Raw genomic sequence first — 15,593 nt, 5'->3', positions numbered from 1 at the left:
CACATGCGCGAACTCCAGGCCAAGATCATTGAGGAAATGGGCGTCCAGCCCCGGATCGATCCTGCGGAGGAGATCCGCAAGCGGGTCGCCTTCCTGAAGGACTACCTGAAAGCTACCGGCACCAAAGGGTTCGTTTTAGGTATCTCAGGGGGCATCGACTCTTCGCTTGCCGGCCGCCTGGCCCAATTGGCCGTGGAGGAACTGGAAGCCGACGGCGTGGACGCGAACTTCGTTGCGGTCCGTCTCCCCTACGGCATCCAGCATGATGAAGACGACGCCCAGGCAGCTTTGGACTTCATCAAGGCCAAGACCGAATGGACCTACAACATCTCCCAGGCCGTGGATGGCTTCGAGGAAGAGTTCGAAAAGACCACCGGTGCGCCCATCTCCGACTTCCACAAGGGAAACACCAAGGCCCGCGCCCGCATGATCGCCCAGTATGCGTTGGCCGGCGAGCATAACTACCTGGTGATCGGCACGGACCACGGCGCAGAGTCCGTCACCGGCTTCTTCACAAAATTCGGCGACGGCGGCGCGGACATCCTGCCGCTGTTCGGCCTGAACAAACGACAGAACCGCGCACTCCTCGCAGAACTCGGTGCTCCGTCCCGCGTCTGGGAAAAGGTGCCCACCGCCGATCTCCTGGACGACAAGCCCGGCCGCACCGACGAGGATGAGCTCGGCATCACCTACGACCAGATCGACGATTACCTCGAGGGCCGCGACATCCCCGAGGGCGCCGCTGAGCTGATCGAGCAGAAGTACCTCCGGACACGCCACAAGCGCACGGTTCCGGTGACGATCTTCGATACGTGGTGGAAATAGCTACCCACTAACCACAACTGCTCAACCTACGACGGCGGGTGCCGGCTTCCGTACGGAAGTCCGCATCCGCCGTCGTACTTTAAGACGCTCTCTCACATCCCACCCCCTTCCCCCGAACGCTCACTCACAAACCCTTGACGTCACGATAGTTACCGATATATCGTTAACTATCACCGATACTCCTTCGGCGTACCAACAACCGAAAGGACGATGCTGCTATGAAAGGCATCAACGAACACGACAACAACTTCCCGGAACACGGCCACGGACACCCTGAACACGAGCATGGCCGGGGTCGCTTCAATCGAGGCAAGGGGCGCCGCGGACCGGGCGGACACGGTGGCGGCGGATTTGGTCCAGGGTTCGGCCCCGGCGGTTTCGGCCCTGGCTTTGGTCCCGGTTTCGGACCAAGGGGCTTTGGGCCTGGCGGCTCCCGTCGAGCAAACCGCGGCGACGTCCGCGCCGCGATCCTCTCGCTTTTGGCGGAGGCTCCGTCAAACGGCTATGGCCTCATCAAGACCATCGCCGAGAAAACATCCGGAGCCTGGCGCCCCAGCCCGGGTTCGGTCTACCCTACGCTGCAGCAGCTGGTCGATGAGGAACTGATCGTCGCCGTCGGCGAAGGCCGGCGCACCGAATTCACGCTTACTGACGACGGCAAGGCCTACATCGCCGAGCATGAGGAAGAACTCGCCAACGCCTGGAACACCGAGGCCGATGGAACCGGGGCCGCATTCCACCAAAGCGTCGGAAAGCTCATGGGCGTCATCCACCAGTTCCGGGCAGCGGCCACCGACGAACAGCGCCAGGCTGCAATCGAAAAGCTGGACGAAACCCGCAGGGCGCTCTACCTGATCCTGGCTGACTAGTGATCGCCACAGTCCCCTTGACCTTGACGTAGCGTCAACCTCTACTGTCGAAGAACAAGGCTAGGACGGAGGACTGATGGACTGGTCAATCCAGGAAATCGCAAAGATCGCAGGCACCACCAGCCGCACGTTGCGTCACTACGACGACATCGGGCTGCTGAAACCAAGCCGGACCGGCCATAACGGCTATCGCTACTATGACGGTCCGGCCCTGGTTCAACTCCAGCGCATCCTCCTGCTACGGGAGCTGGGTCTCGGCCTGCCGGCTATCGCCGAAGTGCTCAATCGCGAGACGGACACCGTCAAAGCGTTGAGCGGCCATCTGGAATGGCTCGCCAGCGAGCAGGACCGGCTGTCACGGCAGGTCGCCTCCGTCCGGCAAACCATCGACACATTGAAAGGGGATGGAAAGTACATGGCACAGGACATGTTTGATGGCTTCGACCACACGCAATACAAGGACGAGGTGGAGGAGCGTTGGGGTAAGGACGCCTACGCCGCCAGTGATTCGTGGTGGCGAGGCATGAGCACCGACGAGAAGCAGCAGTGGAAAGATCGTCTGCAGAAGCTGGGTGCCGACTGGATTGCTGCAGCCGAATCCGGGGTTTCGCCTGAGAGCGCTGGGGCGCAGGACCTCGCCCGACGTCACTTTGAGTGGCTGCGCGGCATACCGGGAACCCCGACGGCGGTACCCGGCGGAGACGTCAAAGGTTACGTCACGGGACTCGGCGAAATGTATGTCGCGGATCCGCGTTTTGCCGCTAATTATGGCGGGGAGACAGGAGCGTCATTCGTCCGGGATGCACTGCGGTTCTACGCGGAGAAGAACCTCTAGGCGACCGGGATGCGCCGATGCCGGTTTGGCAATAGTCTGGCCGAATGGGTACAAGCACCGTTAAATCCGGCGAACAGGCTGACAGGCAGACGCGCATCCTCGAAGCGGCCCTGGAACTACTGTCCCGCCACGGCATTTCGGGCATCAACATGCGTGCTGTGGCACGTGAAGCCGGTGTCGCCCTGGGACTTGTGAACTACTACTACGAAGACAAATCGAGCCTGATCAGCGCGGTGCTCCACCAGATTGAAGAGCACGATCTCCTGCTGGTAGCGCCGGCACCCACGTCAACCCCGGACGAGCAACTCCGGGAGTCGCTTCGACGGGTCGCCGACCCCGAACTCCTGACGACGCCATATCTGTCACTTCGCCTCCACCTGTGGGCCCTCGCCCAAGCAAATGAGGACTTTGCGCAGATCAACGCCGCGGCCTTTGACAGATACCTTCAAGGGCTCGCGGCCCTGATCGGCAACGCCGTTCCCGGGCTCTCCCCGGATGAATGCAAGGATCGGGCAGCCGATGTTGTCGTCGTGCAAAACGGTATGTGGCTCACCACGTTGCTTGGTATAGACAAAGCAGCCATCGAGAGGGGAATTGCGCGCACGGAAGAGATCGCATTCGCGCCAACGCAACACGACAACCTCGGATAACGGTGGCACCCGGCAGGGGGTTGACGCCTTACTTGCATTTTGCAAGTATGGACCGCATGAGCCTCTTCATAACCTGCCCGGTCGAGAACGTCGAACGCGCGACTACCTTCTATACAGCCCTCGGCTGGACCCTGAACACCAAGATGTCCGATCACAACGTGTCATGCTTCGAAATCGCGCCCGAGCAGTACGTCATGCTCGGTAGCCGCGAGATGTACGCAAGCGTCGGCGGCGCCGAGGAGTTGGTAGGCGGACCCGACACCCCCTCAAAAGTCACGGTCTCGTTCGACCTTGGCAGCCGCGAGGCAGTGGACGAGCTCACCGAACGTGCCGGCGCCGCCGGCGGGCGGATCGGTGACACCGACGACTACCCCTTCATGTACCAGCGCCAGTTCGACGACCCCGACGGTTATCACTACTCGCCGTTTTGGATGAAGCCGGACGCCGATCCGACCGCGTGAGCAACCTCGCCGCGGCCCTCGACATTGTCGGATCGCGGTGGGCCCTGCTCATCGTGGAGCGGCTGCTCGACGGGCCACAGCGTTACGGCGATCTGCAGCGCGACCTCGGAGTGCCGACCAACATGCTCGCCACCCGCTTGCGCGAACTCGAGACCGCGGGCGTACTGTCCCGTTTGCCCCTCCGGCACAACACCCGAGCCTATGCGCTGACCGATCGCGGGCTTGCCTTGAGAGAGGCGATAGCCGCGCTTGCACGCTGGGGCGACGAGCAGTAGCCGGGGTGTGGCGCGCTCACTCAACCGTCACCATCACCGACGGCCACCCCGAGGCTCCGTCGGGCACCGGGTCGGCTCGCTTCTCCGTCTGGACTTCGCCGGTGCCGTCAGTGGCCCTGGCCTTGACGTAGTGAATACCTGGAGTGGCGTCCCATTCGTAGGACCACTGGCGCCACGTAATAGTGGAAGCCTCGGTGGACAGGGTTGCCTCGACCCACTCGCCGTCGTCGATCTGGACTTCAACCTTGGTGATGCCCCGTGTCTGGGCCCATGCGGTGCCGCCCACGGCGACCTTCCCTGGCGGGAACTTCGCGAAGGACTTCGGTACGTCCACACGTGCCATGGTCTTGATGGGCCCACGCTCTGACCAGCCACGTTCAGTCCAGTAGGCCTTGCTGTCCGCGAAACGGGTAACTTCCAACTCCACCACCCATTTGGTAGCGGAGACGAAACCGTACAGCCCCGGAACCACCATCCTCACGGGGTATCCGTGTTCCACCGGGAGCGGCTCCCCATTCATTCCGATTGCCAGCATGGCATCGCGGTCATCCTGCAGTACCTCCAGCGGGGTGGAAGCGCTGAAGCCGTCAATGGATCGCGAGAGCACCATGTCCGCCCCCTCCTTGGGCTTGGCCCTTTTCAGGACTTCACGGATGGGGAGGCCCAGCCACTTGGCGTTGCCGGCCAGCTTTCCGCCCACAGGGTTGGATACGCAGGTGAGGGTGACGTGCGATTCGATCAGTTCCGCGTCGAGCAGGTCCTGGAACGTGAGGGTGACCTCCTGCTCAACCATGCCGTGCACCCGCAGTTCCCAATCCTTGACGTTGATTTCCGGGACGCTCAAAGCCGTGTCGATGCGGTAGAACTCGTTGTTCGGTGTCAGCCAAGAAGAGACTCCCGAGACCGGCGACTGGACGCCCACCGGCACTGGGGCGGCGGCCCTGGCCGGTGTCGGCAGCCGGAGGGCATCCCGGGCTTGGGCCACGTTGTTGCGCGCTGCGCTCAGCAGCCGTCCACCGGTCGCCGCTATTCCAGCGGCCACAGCGGTGACCCCGGCGGCGGCAAAGAAACGACGGCGGCTGGCGCCGGCGCCGCCAACCTGGGCGTCGGCGTCGGCTGCTACATCGGCGGGAGCCTCGGGCCAGGATTTCAATCCCCACAACGGCACCATCAGGCGGCGAAGGACGATGAGGCCGGCAATGGTTCCGATGACCGAAGGGATGGCGTCGACGGGGCCCACACCGGCACGGGTCAGGACGCAAGCCACGATCACTGCGCCCATGAAGAGCACGCCCAAGGCGCCCAGCGCCCATTTCCGGTAAGCCACTATGCCCAAAACGCAAGCCAGCAAAGCGATGGTGACGCCCATGCCCACGAACAGCGCAGCCTTGTCGTTGGTGCCGAACGTGGCAATGGCAAAGTCTTTCAGCGGCGGCGGCGTGAAGTCGATGAACGTGGAACCCAGGGCGAACAACGGTGTTGCCCTGGCGGTGAAAAACGCGCCGATCAACTCGGCGACTGCCAGCACGACGGCGGCCGACACCACGCCTGCCAGCGCTGCCATGGTTTGGGTACCTCTGGTGCGGTCTCCGAGCTTTTTCATGTCAATGGTTCGTAGCGGCAGGGAGCAAGGATGGGTGAGTCACTTTGAACATCTGTTCATAATTTTCCTTGAACAGATGTTCAAAGTGCACTAACCTGCTTCGTATGACCCAAGCCACATTTTCCGATTCCGCCTCCACTCTTTTCATCAATGGCTCATGGCAGCCGGCAGCATCCGGCGCGGTCCGCGAAATCCGCAACCCGGCCGACGGCGAACTGGTCGCCACCGTGTCCGAAGCTGGACGCGAGGATGCCGAGCGCGCCATTTCCGCAGCCCGCGCAGCGTTCGATTCCGGCGTTTGGTCCTCGGTCCCCGCTCCCGACAGGGGCGCGTTCCTGCTCAAGGTCGCCGCTGAACTTCGCGAGCGCCGGGAGAAGTTCGCCCGTGCCGAATCGCTGGACACCGGCAAGCGGATCATCGAGAGCCGCATCGACATGGATGACATCGCCGCCTGCTTTGAATACTTTGGAAGGCTCGCCGGCCAGCAGCCGGGCCGTGTAGTGGACGCCGGAAATCCCGACGTCGTCAGCCGGATTGTGTACGAACCCGTTGGTGTTTGCGGCTTGATCACGCCGTGGAACTACCCGCTGCTGCAGGCCGCCTGGAAGATCGCGCCCGCACTGGCGGCTGGATGCACCTTCGTCCTGAAGCCCGCCGAGCTGACCCCATCCACCGCAATCCTTGCCATGCAGCTGCTGAAGGACCTCGGCCTGCCGGACGGCGTCGCCAACCTGGTGACCGGCCCCGGCGCGAAAGCGGGCGTGCCACTGACAGAACACCCCGACATTGACCTGGTTTCCTTCACGGGCGGCCTGGAAACCGGCAAGCGCATCGCAGCAGCCGCAGCCGGCACCGTGAAAAAGGTGGCGCTGGAGCTCGGCGGCAAGAACCCCAACGTCGTGTTTGCGGACGCTGACTTCGACGCCGCCGTCGACAATGCACTCAACGGTGCCTTCGTCCACTCAGGACAGGTTTGCTCCGCCGGAGCGCGCCTGGTGGTGGAGGAATCCATCGCCGAGCGATTCGTCGACGAACTGGTCCGCAAGGCCAACAACATCCGCCTCGGTGGTCCCTTCGACGAATCCGCCGAAACCGGGCCCCTGATTTCCGCGGCACACCGCGAGAAGGTGGACGCCTACGTCCAGCGCGGCGTGGCAGAAGGCGCGCGGTTGCGGTGCGGCGGCGCGGCACCTGAAGGTGAGAAGTTCGACGCCGGGTTCTACTACCAGCCCACCATCCTGGACCGCGTCCAACGGGGAATGTCGGTAGTGGTCGACGAAGCCTTCGGCCCGGTAGTGACGGTGGAGACCTTCCGTACAGAAGACGAAGCGGTAGCCACTGCCAACGACACCATCTACGGGTTGGCCGGTGCCGTCTGGACCCAGGATGCCGGCAAGGCCCAGCGGGTAGCGGGCCGTTTGCGTCACGGCACGGTGTGGATCAACGACTACCACCCCTACCTTCCGCAGGCCGAATGGGGCGGCTTCGGCCAGTCCGGCGTGGGCCGCGAGCTGGGTCCCACGGGGCTCGCCGAATACCAGGAAGCCAAGCACATCTACCAGAACACCAGCCCGCAGGTGACCGGCTGGTTTGCTGACCACGGCAAGGAGAACTAGATGCACATCGACAACATCGGGAACCTCAGTGAGCGCGGTTTCGACTACGTCGTCATTGGCGGCGGATCTGCCGGAGCTGCCGTCGCCGCCAGGCTAAGCGAAGACCCCGCCGTCACCGTGGCGTTGGTGGAAGCCGGCCCGGATGACCGCGGCCTCCCGGAGATCCTGCAGCTTGACCGCTGGATGGAACTGCTGGAGTCAGGGTACGACTGGGACTACCCGGTGGAACCCCAGGAAAACGGCAACTCCTTCATGCGCCACGCCCGCGCCAAGGTCATGGGTGGCTGCTCCAGCCATAACTCCTGCATCGCTTTCTGGGCTCCCCGCGAGGACCTGGACGAGTGGGAGTCGAAGTACGGTGCCACCGGCTGGAACGCTGCCGCAGCCTGGCCCTTGTACCAGCGGCTGGAAACCAACGAGGACGCCGGACCGGACGCTCCCCACCACGGTGACTCGGGACCGGTGCACCTCATGAACGTGCCCCCGGCGGACCCCGCTGGCGTCGCGCTCCTCGATGCCTGCGAGCAGACCGGTATTCCCCGCGCAAAGTTCAATGACGGCACCACCGTGGTCAACGGTGCCAATTTCTTCCAGATCAACCGCCGCTCGGACGGGACACGTTCCTCCAGCTCGGTCTCCTACATCCACCCGATCATCGATCGCGCCAACTTCACGCTGCTGACCGGCCTGCGGGCCCGCCAGCTGGTTTTCGACGCCGACAAGCGCTGCACCGGCGTCGACGTCGTCGACTCGGCGTTCGGCCGGACGCACAGGCTGAACGCGCATCGCGAGGTCATCCTGTCCACCGGCGCCATCGACTCCCCCAAGCTCCTCATGCTCTCCGGCATAGGCCCGGCTGAGCATCTGCTCTCGCACGGCATCGAGGTGATTGTGGATTCCCCCGGCGTGGGCGAACACCTCCAGGACCACCCCGAAGGCGTCGTACAGTTCGAGGCCAAGCAGCCCATGGTGGAGACCTCCACGCAGTGGTGGGAGATCGGCATCTTCACTCCCACCCAAGAGGGCCTGGACCGCCCGGACCTGATGATGCACTACGGCTCGGTGCCCTTCGATATGAACACTCTGCGGTACGGCTACCCCACCACGGAGAACGGCTTCAGCCTGACTCCCAATGTCACCCATGCACGTTCGCGCGGGACGGTTCGGCTGCGGAGCCGGGACTTCCGCGACAAGCCCATGGTTGACCCCCGCTATTTCACCGACCCCGAGGGCCACGACATGCGCGTCATGGTGGCCGGCATCCGCAAGGCCCGGGAAATAGCTGCCCAACCGGCCATGGCCGAATGGACCGGGCGGGAGCTCTCCCCCGGTATCGAGGCACAGACCGACGAGGAACTGCAGGATTACATCCGCAAGACGCACAACACCGTTTATCACCCTGTGGGCACGGTCCGCATGGGACCTGTGGGCGACGATATGTCACCACTGGATCCCGAACTCCGCGTCAAGGGCGTCACCGGACTGCGGGTGGCCGACGCCTCCGTCATGCCCGAACACGTCACCGTGAACCCCAACATCACGGTCATGATGATTGGCGAGCGATGCGCTGACCTCATCCGGGCCGGCAGGACGGAGGAAACCACGACGACGGAGGCGGACTTCAGCCTGTCACTTGCCTAAACAGGGGTGACAGCCGGGCAAAAACCACGGTGGAGGGTGTCCGAACTCCCACCGCGGTTTTCCGCGCCCTCACGCGCATCCACACAGGCGTTGGGGGCCGAAAGGGCCCACGCATTATTCTTGAACATTTGTTCATTAGCAAGTCTTGAACGCATGTTCAAACTCAACTAACCTGCTTCTATGACCCACGCCACACCTGAACGGTTGCGGCTTGGCGGCCATGGCCTGGACCTCGAATACCTCGATTGCCCCAGCCAGCCACGCAATAACTTGGGGGAAAAACAGCCGGAGGCACAAAGCGGTGCCCGGTCTTTTGATTTCGACTGCGTCCAATGGCGGCCGCAGGTCAGCACCATTCGCGCATGTCTGAGTTAGGAGTTCGAATGTCAGAACCCAGCAAATTAGGACCCCGCAAGAGCGACGCAAGCGGCATGGACGAGTTTGGCTACGCCCAAACCCTTGACCGCAGCATCGGTAAGTTCGCCAGCTTCGCGGCCGGCGTCAGCTACATCTCCATCCTCACCGGCGTTTTCCAACTGTTCTACTTCGGATTTTCGACGGCGGGACCCGCCTACGCCTGGTCGTGGCCCATCGTCTTTGTCGGCCAGTTGATGGTCGCCTTGTGCTTTGCCGAACTGGCCGGACGCTATCCCGTGGCCGGATCGGTCTACAACTGGGCCAAGAGGCTCTCCAGCGGAACGTGGGCCTGGCTGGCCGGGTGGCTACTGCTGCTCTCCTCGATCATGGCCCTGGGGTCCGTTGCCCTGGCCCTCCAAATCACCTTGCCGCAGATCTGGAGCGGCTTCCAACTGGTGGGCGACGGAACCGGCCCTTACGACTTCGCGGTGAACGGGGTCATCCTCGCCAGCATCATGATCGGCATCTCCACACTCATCAACGCTTTCGGCGTGAAACTCATGACCATGATCAACAGCGTGGGTGTGTTCGTGGAACTGGTTGCGGCCGTCCTGCTCATCGTGGCGCTCATCTGGCACGCGGTGCGGGGGCCGGAAGTCCTCCTGGACACGGCCGGATTCGGTGAGGAGCACCCCTTGGGCTTCTTCGGCGTGTTCCTGATCGCCGCCATGGCTTCCGGTTACGTCATGTACGGATTCGATACTGCCAGCTCCTTGGGTGAAGAAACCAAGGACCCCAAGAAGACGGCTCCCAAGGCTATCCTGCGTGCCGTTACGGCGTCCTTCCTCCTGGGCGGACTGCTCCTCCTGGGCGGAATGCTGGCCGCGCCCGATCTTTCCGATCCCAAGCTCGGAGCGGCCGACGGCGGGCTGCAGTACATTGTGCTTTCGGTGCTCGGCGGACCCTTCGGCAAGGCGTTCCTGGCGTGCATCGTGGTGGCCGTCGTGGTCTGCACGCTGGCCGTCCACGCTGCGGCCATCCGGATGATGTTTGCCATGGCCAGGGATAACAACCTTCCCTTCAGCCGTCAGCTCAGCAGGGTGCACCCCACGCGGAAAACTCCGACAGTGGCGGCCATTGTTATTGGTGTGGTGGCAGTGGTTCCCCTGCTCGTCAACATCTCCCAGCCAGCCATCTTCACCATTCTTTCCAGCATCAGCATCGTCCTGATCTACCTCTCCTACCTGCTGGTCACGGTACCGATGCTGCGGCGCCGGTTCCTCAAGAAGTGGCCACTGAAGGACGACGGATCGGAACCCGGATTCAGCCTGGGCAAATGGGGACTGCCGGTGAACATCCTGGCCGTGCTCTGGGGCGGGGCCATGACACTGAACCTGGTGTGGCCGCGGCCGGAGATCTACAACTCAGTGCCACCCTTTGAGTGGTACCTGCAATGGGGCGGCGTCATGTTCGTTGGGGCAGTCGTCATCGGCGGAACTCTGCTCTACCGCCTCCGCATCAGGCACCGGACCGGAGTCCTGGCTGAACACGCAGCCGCGGCCCCCTCCCCGGACCCGGACCTGGTGGCAGCCCAAAACTCCTAGCGTGCAGCCTCAGACGAACGCCGACTTTCCCGTCACTGCCCGGGCAACAATGAGCGAGTTGATCTCGTAACTGCCCTCATATGTATAGAGGATCTCGGCGTCTCCGAAGAGCTTGCCCATCTCGTAATCCGTGGTGATCCCGTTCCCACCCAACAATGAGCGGCCCATGGCCACCGAGGAGCGTGCCAGCCGGGTGGTGGTGGCCTTGCACATGGCAGCCTGGACCATTTCGAGCTTGCCTGCCTGCTGGATCCGGGCCAGTTCCACCATCATGGACAGCGACGCGTTGGCGTTGCCGAGGATGTCCGCGAGCTGCTGTTGGACCAACTGAAACTTGGCCAGTTCCTTGCCGAACTGCCGACGCTCCAGCGCGTAGGCACGGGCAATGTCGAAAGCGGCGAGCTGGATTCCCGCGGCCTGCCAGCCAACCCAGGCCCGGGAATCACGCAAGAGGTCATTGGCCCGGGAGAATTCCGAGGCCCCGGGAAGGAGATTTGATTCAGGAATGCGGACATCATCCAGCATGATGTCCGCATTCTGCATGATGCGAAGGCCGATCTTGTTGGAGATCTTGGTGGCCGTGAAGCCGGCCCGGTCCGTTTCCACGATGAAACCCTTGATGTGCCCGTCGCCCTCATCGCGGGCCCAGACCAAGGCGAAGTCTGCAATGGTAGCTGCCCCGATCCAGCGCTTGGCACCGTTGATGACCCATTCGCCGCCGTCGCGCCGCGCCGTCGTCGAGAGTCCTCCGGCGATGTCGGAGCCGTGGTCCGGTTCGGTGAGCGCGAAAGCACCCAGCTGGGTAAAGGATTCGAGGCCTGGCAACCACTTGCGCTTCTGCTCGTCAGAACCGAGCTCGTTGATCATGCCCACGATGAGTTCGTTGTGGATGCCCACCAAAGCCGAGAGGGATACGTCAGCCCGGGCAATTTCGGTGTACATGAGGCCCTTGAACAGCTTGGTGGAACCGTCAGTCTGAAGCCCGCCGAGCCCGAACTTGGCCATATCGGCGAGCAACCCGAACGGGAATTCCTCGCGGTTCCAGTAGTCGATGCTGGCCGATCGGATGCGCGTTTGCAGGAACTCCCGGATCTCGAGGTACCGTGCGCGCTCCCCTTCGGGCAACAGATCGATGACGTGCATCAGGTCCGCCTCCGGATAGGGAGGGAGGACGTGTTCTGTTGCCGTGCCACTTGTAGTGGTGCCGGCAGCTTTTTCGTCGAGCATTGGACCCCTTCGTCATGTCCCGTGCAGGCTCTTCCAAACCCTTGGATGTCCTAGTATATTGCAAGGTGATGTGGATCACTAGGCGGGGACATCGGCGAGGATGCCAGGTCAACCCGAAGGCGAAAGGCGGACTATGACAGTCACAGAAGACTTCCGTGCGGCCCGCGACCGGCTGCTGGAACTGCGCGAAGACTACAAACTGGCGCACGCAGAATTCGAGTGGCCGCGCTTTGAGTACTTCAACTTCGCCCTCGACTGGTTCGATCACATCGCTGCGGATGAGACCAGTGGTACCAAGCCGGCATTGGTGATCGTAGAACAGGACGGCAGCTCAACCCGGCGCACATACCGCGATCTATCGGAGCGGTCGTCCCAGGTCGCCAACTGGCTTCGGAGCCAGGGCGTCAAGCGCGGCGACCATATGATCATCATGCTCGGCAACCAGGTGGAACTCTGGGAACTCATGTTGGCCGGCATCAAGCTGGGCATCGTCATGATTCCCACCACCACCCTCATGGGCGCCCGCGACCTCCAGGACCGGGTGGAGCGCGGAGGGGCGGGCTGGGTGGCCGTCGGAAGCGCCAACATCGGCAAGTTTGATTCTGTGCATGGCGATTACACCCTGATTGAGGTGGGCGCGAATAGCGCCAATCAGCAGGCAAAACAGTACGCGGATTCGTACGACGCCGGCAGCGACTTCACGCCCGATGCCCCCACCCGCGCCGATGAGACCCTGCTCCTCTACTTCACCTCCGGCACCACCTCGCGCGCCAAACTGGTGGAGCACACGCACACCTCATACCCCGTGGGCCATCTGTCCACGATGTACTGGATCGGGTTGGAACCCGGCGATGTCCACCTCAACGTCGCCTCTCCCGGCTGGGCCAAACACGCCTGGTCCAACGTCTTTACGCCCTGGATTGCCGAGGCGTGCGTCTTCATCTACAACTACGAACGCTTCGACGCAGCTGCGCTCATGAACCAGATGGGCCGTGAGGGCGTGACGAGTTTCTGCGCTCCCCCAACTGTCTGGCGGATGCTCATCCAAGCAGACCTCACGCAGCTCACCAGCCCGCCCAGCAAGGTGGTTTCGGCCGGCGAGCCCCTGAACGCTGAAGTGATTGGCCAGGTGGAGAAAGCCTGGGGCGTCACCATCCGTGACGGTTTCGGGCAGACAGAGTCCACGGTCCAGATCGCCAATACGCCCACCCAAGCGGTAAAGATCGGCTCGATGGGACGGCCATTGCCCGGGTACGACGTCGTCCTTGTGGACCCGGTCACCGGGCAGGAAGCCGACGACGGCGAACTCTGCCTGCGTTTGGACCCCCGGCCCGTGGGGCTCATGAAGAGCTACTTCGGCGACGAAGCGAAAACAGCCGAAGCCTTCCGTGACGGCTACTATCACACAGGCGACATGGCCAGCCGGGACGCGGACGGCGTCATCACCTACGTTGGCCGGGACGATGACGTGTTCAAGTCCTCCGACTACCGCTTGTCGCCTTTCGAACTCGAAAGCGTCCTGATCGAACACCCCGCAGTGGCGGAAGCCGCCGTCGTACCTTCACCTGACGCGGTGAAGCTGTCGGTGCCCAAGGCCTTCGTGGTGCTGGCCGCCGGCTACGAACCCGGTCCCGGCGTCGCAGAGGACATCCTCCGCTACTGCCGCGAACACCTGGCCCCCTTCAAGCGCATCCGACGGCTCGAATTCGGTGAGCTGCCCAAGACGATCTCGGGCAAGATCCGGCGCGTGGAGTTGCGCGGGACGGAAGTGGCCCGGCATGGCGACGGTCCGCTGCCTGCCGGTCTGGGCGTGGAATATACCGAGGAAGAGTTCCCGAATCTGAAAGACTAACCACCCGGGATACTAGGCCAGCAACCGAAGGAGGCCCATGGGCACCCCACTCCCCCGCGATCCCATTGCCGATGCCCAGCGCAACTGGGAACGGCATGGTTGGGGCGATGTCGCCGCGCCCATGGCAGCCATCACCGCGATCATGCGGACCCAGCAAATCCTGTTGGCACGCATCGAGACGGTGCTCAAGCCTTTTGGCCTGACCTTCGCGCGCTACGAGCTGCTGGCACTGCTCAGTTTCGCCCGCAGCGGCGCCCTGCCCATGAACAAAGCCAGCGCGCTCCTGCAGGTCCATCCGACGTCGGTGACCAACGCCGTCGACCGTCTCGAAAAGGCCGCCCTGGTGGCCCGCTCGCCGCACCCAACAGACGGCCGCACCACCCTGATCGAGCTCACCGCTGATGGCCGCAGCCTGGCCAAGAAGGCGACGGCGGCGCTGAACGCCGAGGTTTTCGGCAAGTCCGGTTTCGGGGACGACGACGTCGATCACCTCATCCGCGTACTGGGCACCTTCCGCAGGGATGCCGGGGATTTCACGGACGACTAACGTCAGGTCAGCGCCGTGGCGTTGGCAGGAGAACCGGTCCCGCCAACGATGTTGAGCGGCTTAATGCTGACGAAAGCATCCCAGTGGCCGGCACTTCGCAGGTGCCGCGCGAGGGGGCCCAGCTTCCACAACTCGCCTAACGGCATGCCGAGCTTGGCCAGGAGTTGCTGGTGCATCATCCCGTTGTCGTTTGGCGCCGACTCCATAAACGGGCTATCCGAAACCGGGGGCAGGCATTCGAACGCAAAGTTGTCCGCCGCGAGCACGGAGAGCTGGTTGTCCCAGGCCCAGGCCACGAATTCTTCGGATTGCTCCACCCCTGAAGCCTTCCGGCTGGCCCGGACCTCCTGCTTCCGGTCCGACGGCAGCGCGAGGAACCACTCGCACCAGCCAGTATGCAGCATGAGGATATCTCCCGGCTTCAATGTGAGGCCCTGCGCCAGGATGGCGGCCTGGATCAGCGCAAAACCCAACTGCTCCCCTGCCGCATGGTCAATGGGCTGGCCCGCCGCAGAGCGGTAACCGTCGAGGTCCACCAACACTCCACGCCCCACGATGGGTTGCTCCGCCCACTCCTGGATGCCAAGCTCCGCGGTCCCTTCGCAGACCAGGCCATCAGGGGTGCCGTTGTAGAAACCCACGTCATCGGCACGGCGGTGCCTGAGGCCGTCGATCTGGGTGGAACCCTGAAGGTAGTAGCCATCCAGGTAATCGTCACGGTGGGCCGGGTGCGCCGAGTAGATGATGTGCCGGGGGGCTCCACGCTTGAGCGACATCCCGGGGTCGAAATCATCGGCTGCGTAGTCCAACCCGAAAACTGTTCCCGTCCGGATACAGTCCTTCGCCGTGAGGACGGCTTCGGGGGTGATGAAGGACGGCGTTCCCCGGTCTTTCTCCCGGAACAGCTCCCACGAGGTGCCCGCCAGCCTGCCCTCCCGTTGCAGTAGCTGCGCGTAGGAAGGGTAGCTCATTGCGCTGCCGCCTTCTGTTTTACGTCCGCGTCCTGTGTCTTGTTGTAACTCAGCAGGAACCCGGCCACGGCACACACGGAAGCCATAATGCACATGCCCGGTTTGAAGAACTCGTTGAAGAACGCCAGCCATGCGCCCTGCCCGGCAACCAGGCCCGCGGCCTGGCCAACCACGAACACCACACCTCCCACCAGGAGAAGGGCGAGGGTGATGACGAAGGTCGCCTGGATGGTCCGTCGAATCTGCTGCATGGATATTCC

16 protein-coding genes are annotated in these 15,593 nt (G+C 63.1%); 12 read left to right on the top strand and 4 right to left on the bottom strand.

The genetic code is table 11. The features are described 5' to 3' along the window. Positions 1–3 precede the first annotated feature (3 nt). The 6 genes from nadE to J2Y68_RS21320 all read left to right on the top strand — a co-directional run bounded on the left by nadE (position 4) and on the right by J2Y68_RS21320 (position 3,915). Positions 4–825, top strand: coding sequence for an ammonia-dependent NAD(+) synthetase (gene nadE / locus J2Y68_RS21345; RefSeq protein ID WP_309996801.1), 822 nt, complete (start codon positions 4–6; stop codon positions 823–825). Between the two features lie 218 nt (positions 826–1,043). Beyond that, entirely contained in the window at positions 1,044–1,694 is a 651-nt protein-coding gene (locus J2Y68_RS21340) for a PadR family transcriptional regulator (protein WP_309996800.1), read from the top strand. Positions 1,695–1,770: 76 nt separating this feature from the next. After that, on the top strand, positions 1,771–2,529 hold the full coding sequence (locus J2Y68_RS21335; protein ID WP_309996799.1) for a MerR family transcriptional regulator: 759 nt from the start codon (positions 1,771–1,773) through the stop codon (positions 2,527–2,529). A 44-nt stretch (positions 2,530–2,573) separates the two neighbouring features. Then, complete coding sequence (locus J2Y68_RS21330) at positions 2,574–3,179, top strand: TetR/AcrR family transcriptional regulator (RefSeq protein ID WP_309996798.1); 606 nt, start codon at positions 2,574–2,576, stop codon at positions 3,177–3,179. A gap of 56 nt (positions 3,180–3,235) precedes the next feature. Beyond that, the gene (locus J2Y68_RS21325; RefSeq protein ID WP_309996797.1) at positions 3,236–3,640 is read left to right on the top strand and encodes a VOC family protein; all 405 of its coding nucleotides are present in this window, start codon (positions 3,236–3,238) and stop codon (positions 3,638–3,640) included. After that, positions 3,637–3,915: a winged helix-turn-helix transcriptional regulator gene (locus J2Y68_RS21320; RefSeq protein WP_309996796.1), complete on the top strand. Its 279-nt coding sequence runs from the start codon at positions 3,637–3,639 to the stop codon at positions 3,913–3,915. The genes J2Y68_RS21325 and J2Y68_RS21320 overlap by 4 nt, the downstream gene beginning before the upstream one ends. A 16-nt stretch (positions 3,916–3,931) precedes the next feature. On the opposite strand, the gene J2Y68_RS21315 is transcribed toward J2Y68_RS21320, so the two are convergent. Beyond that, positions 3,932–5,518 carry a molybdopterin-dependent oxidoreductase gene (locus tag J2Y68_RS21315; RefSeq protein ID WP_309996794.1) on the bottom strand — a complete coding sequence of 529 codons (1,587 nt, stop codon included), beginning with the start codon at positions 5,516–5,518 and terminating at the stop codon, positions 3,932–3,934. Positions 5,519–5,622: 104 nt separating this feature from the next. Here J2Y68_RS21315 and J2Y68_RS21310 point away from each other — a divergent pair, with 104 nt between their 5' ends. The 4 genes from J2Y68_RS21310 to J2Y68_RS21295 all read left to right on the top strand — a co-directional run bounded on the left by J2Y68_RS21310 (position 5,623) and on the right by J2Y68_RS21295 (position 10,736). Then, positions 5,623–7,134 carry an aldehyde dehydrogenase family protein gene (locus J2Y68_RS21310; protein ID WP_309996792.1) on the top strand — a complete coding sequence of 504 codons (1,512 nt, stop codon included), beginning with the start codon at positions 5,623–5,625 and terminating at the stop codon, positions 7,132–7,134. Further along, entirely contained in the window at positions 7,135–8,775 is a 1,641-nt protein-coding gene (locus tag J2Y68_RS21305; RefSeq protein ID WP_309996789.1) for a GMC family oxidoreductase, read from the top strand. A 180-nt stretch (positions 8,776–8,955) separates the two neighbouring features. Beyond that, positions 8,956–9,150, top strand: a complete 195-nt coding sequence (locus J2Y68_RS21300) for a hypothetical protein (protein WP_211713825.1) — start codon at positions 8,956–8,958, stop codon at positions 9,148–9,150. 8 nt (positions 9,151–9,158) lie between these two features. After that, positions 9,159–10,736, top strand: coding sequence for an APC family permease (locus tag J2Y68_RS21295; RefSeq protein ID WP_309996786.1), 1,578 nt, complete (start codon positions 9,159–9,161; stop codon positions 10,734–10,736). A 9-nt stretch (positions 10,737–10,745) separates the two neighbouring features. On the opposite strand, the gene J2Y68_RS21290 is transcribed toward J2Y68_RS21295, so the two are convergent. Next, a complete protein-coding gene (locus J2Y68_RS21290) occupies positions 10,746–11,963 on the bottom strand; it encodes an acyl-CoA dehydrogenase family protein (protein ID WP_309996783.1) in 1,218 nt (405 codons plus the stop codon). Between the two features lie 133 nt (positions 11,964–12,096). Here J2Y68_RS21290 and J2Y68_RS21285 point away from each other — a divergent pair, with 133 nt between their 5' ends. Together J2Y68_RS21285 and J2Y68_RS21280 are read left to right on the top strand one after the other, a co-directional pair. Continuing rightward, the gene (locus J2Y68_RS21285; protein WP_309996780.1) at positions 12,097–13,815 is read left to right on the top strand and encodes an AMP-binding protein; all 1,719 of its coding nucleotides are present in this window, start codon (positions 12,097–12,099) and stop codon (positions 13,813–13,815) included. A 37-nt stretch (positions 13,816–13,852) separates the two neighbouring features. Next, a complete protein-coding gene (locus J2Y68_RS21280; RefSeq protein ID WP_211713829.1) occupies positions 13,853–14,362 on the top strand; it encodes a MarR family winged helix-turn-helix transcriptional regulator in 510 nt (169 codons plus the stop codon). A gap of 2 nt (positions 14,363–14,364) precedes the next feature. Here the strand turns inward: J2Y68_RS21280 and J2Y68_RS21275 are convergent, their stop codons facing one another. Next, positions 14,365–15,333: a cyclase family protein gene (locus J2Y68_RS21275; protein WP_309996776.1), complete on the bottom strand. Its 969-nt coding sequence runs from the start codon at positions 15,331–15,333 to the stop codon at positions 14,365–14,367. Then, positions 15,330–15,584, bottom strand: a complete 255-nt coding sequence (locus J2Y68_RS21270) for a hypothetical protein (RefSeq protein ID WP_309996773.1) — start codon at positions 15,582–15,584, stop codon at positions 15,330–15,332. Before J2Y68_RS21270 ends, J2Y68_RS21275 begins: the two co-directional genes overlap by 4 nt. Positions 15,585–15,593: the final 9 nt, after the last annotated feature.

Origin of the sequence: Paenarthrobacter nitroguajacolicus (genome assembly GCF_031455195.1) — a bacterium.
Classification (GTDB): domain Bacteria; phylum Actinomycetota; class Actinomycetes; order Actinomycetales; family Micrococcaceae; genus Arthrobacter; species Arthrobacter nitroguajacolicus_D.
This window is presented reverse-complemented; position numbering and strand designations above follow the sequence as displayed.

What these genes read in the sequence shown, in the direction of transcription:
- nadE (WP_309996801.1), top strand. Translation starts at nt 4, where the DNA reads ATGCGCGAACTCCAGGCCAAGATCATTGAGGAAATGGGCGTCCAGCCC.
- J2Y68_RS21340 (WP_309996800.1), top strand. Translation starts at nt 1,044, where the DNA reads ATGAAAGGCATCAACGAACACGACAACAACTTCCCGGAACACGGCCAC.
- J2Y68_RS21335 (WP_309996799.1), top strand. Translation starts at nt 1,771, where the DNA reads ATGGACTGGTCAATCCAGGAAATCGCAAAGATCGCAGGCACCACCAGC.
- J2Y68_RS21330 (WP_309996798.1), top strand. Translation starts at nt 2,574, where the DNA reads ATGGGTACAAGCACCGTTAAATCCGGCGAACAGGCTGACAGGCAGACG.
- J2Y68_RS21325 (WP_309996797.1), top strand. Translation starts at nt 3,236, where the DNA reads ATGAGCCTCTTCATAACCTGCCCGGTCGAGAACGTCGAACGCGCGACT.
- J2Y68_RS21315 (WP_309996794.1), bottom strand. Translation starts at nt 5,518, where the DNA reads ATGAAAAAGCTCGGAGACCGCACCAGAGGTACCCAAACCATGGCAGCG.
- J2Y68_RS21310 (WP_309996792.1), top strand. Translation starts at nt 5,623, where the DNA reads ATGACCCAAGCCACATTTTCCGATTCCGCCTCCACTCTTTTCATCAAT.
- J2Y68_RS21305 (WP_309996789.1), top strand. Translation starts at nt 7,135, where the DNA reads ATGCACATCGACAACATCGGGAACCTCAGTGAGCGCGGTTTCGACTAC.
- J2Y68_RS21300 (WP_211713825.1), top strand. Translation starts at nt 8,956, where the DNA reads ATGACCCACGCCACACCTGAACGGTTGCGGCTTGGCGGCCATGGCCTG.
- J2Y68_RS21295 (WP_309996786.1), top strand. Translation starts at nt 9,159, where the DNA reads ATGTCAGAACCCAGCAAATTAGGACCCCGCAAGAGCGACGCAAGCGGC.
- J2Y68_RS21290 (WP_309996783.1), bottom strand. Translation starts at nt 11,963, where the DNA reads ATGCTCGACGAAAAAGCTGCCGGCACCACTACAAGTGGCACGGCAACA.
- J2Y68_RS21285 (WP_309996780.1), top strand. Translation starts at nt 12,097, where the DNA reads ATGACAGTCACAGAAGACTTCCGTGCGGCCCGCGACCGGCTGCTGGAA.
- J2Y68_RS21280 (WP_211713829.1), top strand. Translation starts at nt 13,853, where the DNA reads ATGGGCACCCCACTCCCCCGCGATCCCATTGCCGATGCCCAGCGCAAC.
- J2Y68_RS21275 (WP_309996776.1), bottom strand. Translation starts at nt 15,333, where the DNA reads ATGAGCTACCCTTCCTACGCGCAGCTACTGCAACGGGAGGGCAGGCTG.
- J2Y68_RS21270 (WP_309996773.1), bottom strand. Translation starts at nt 15,584, where the DNA reads ATGCAGCAGATTCGACGGACCATCCAGGCGACCTTCGTCATCACCCTC.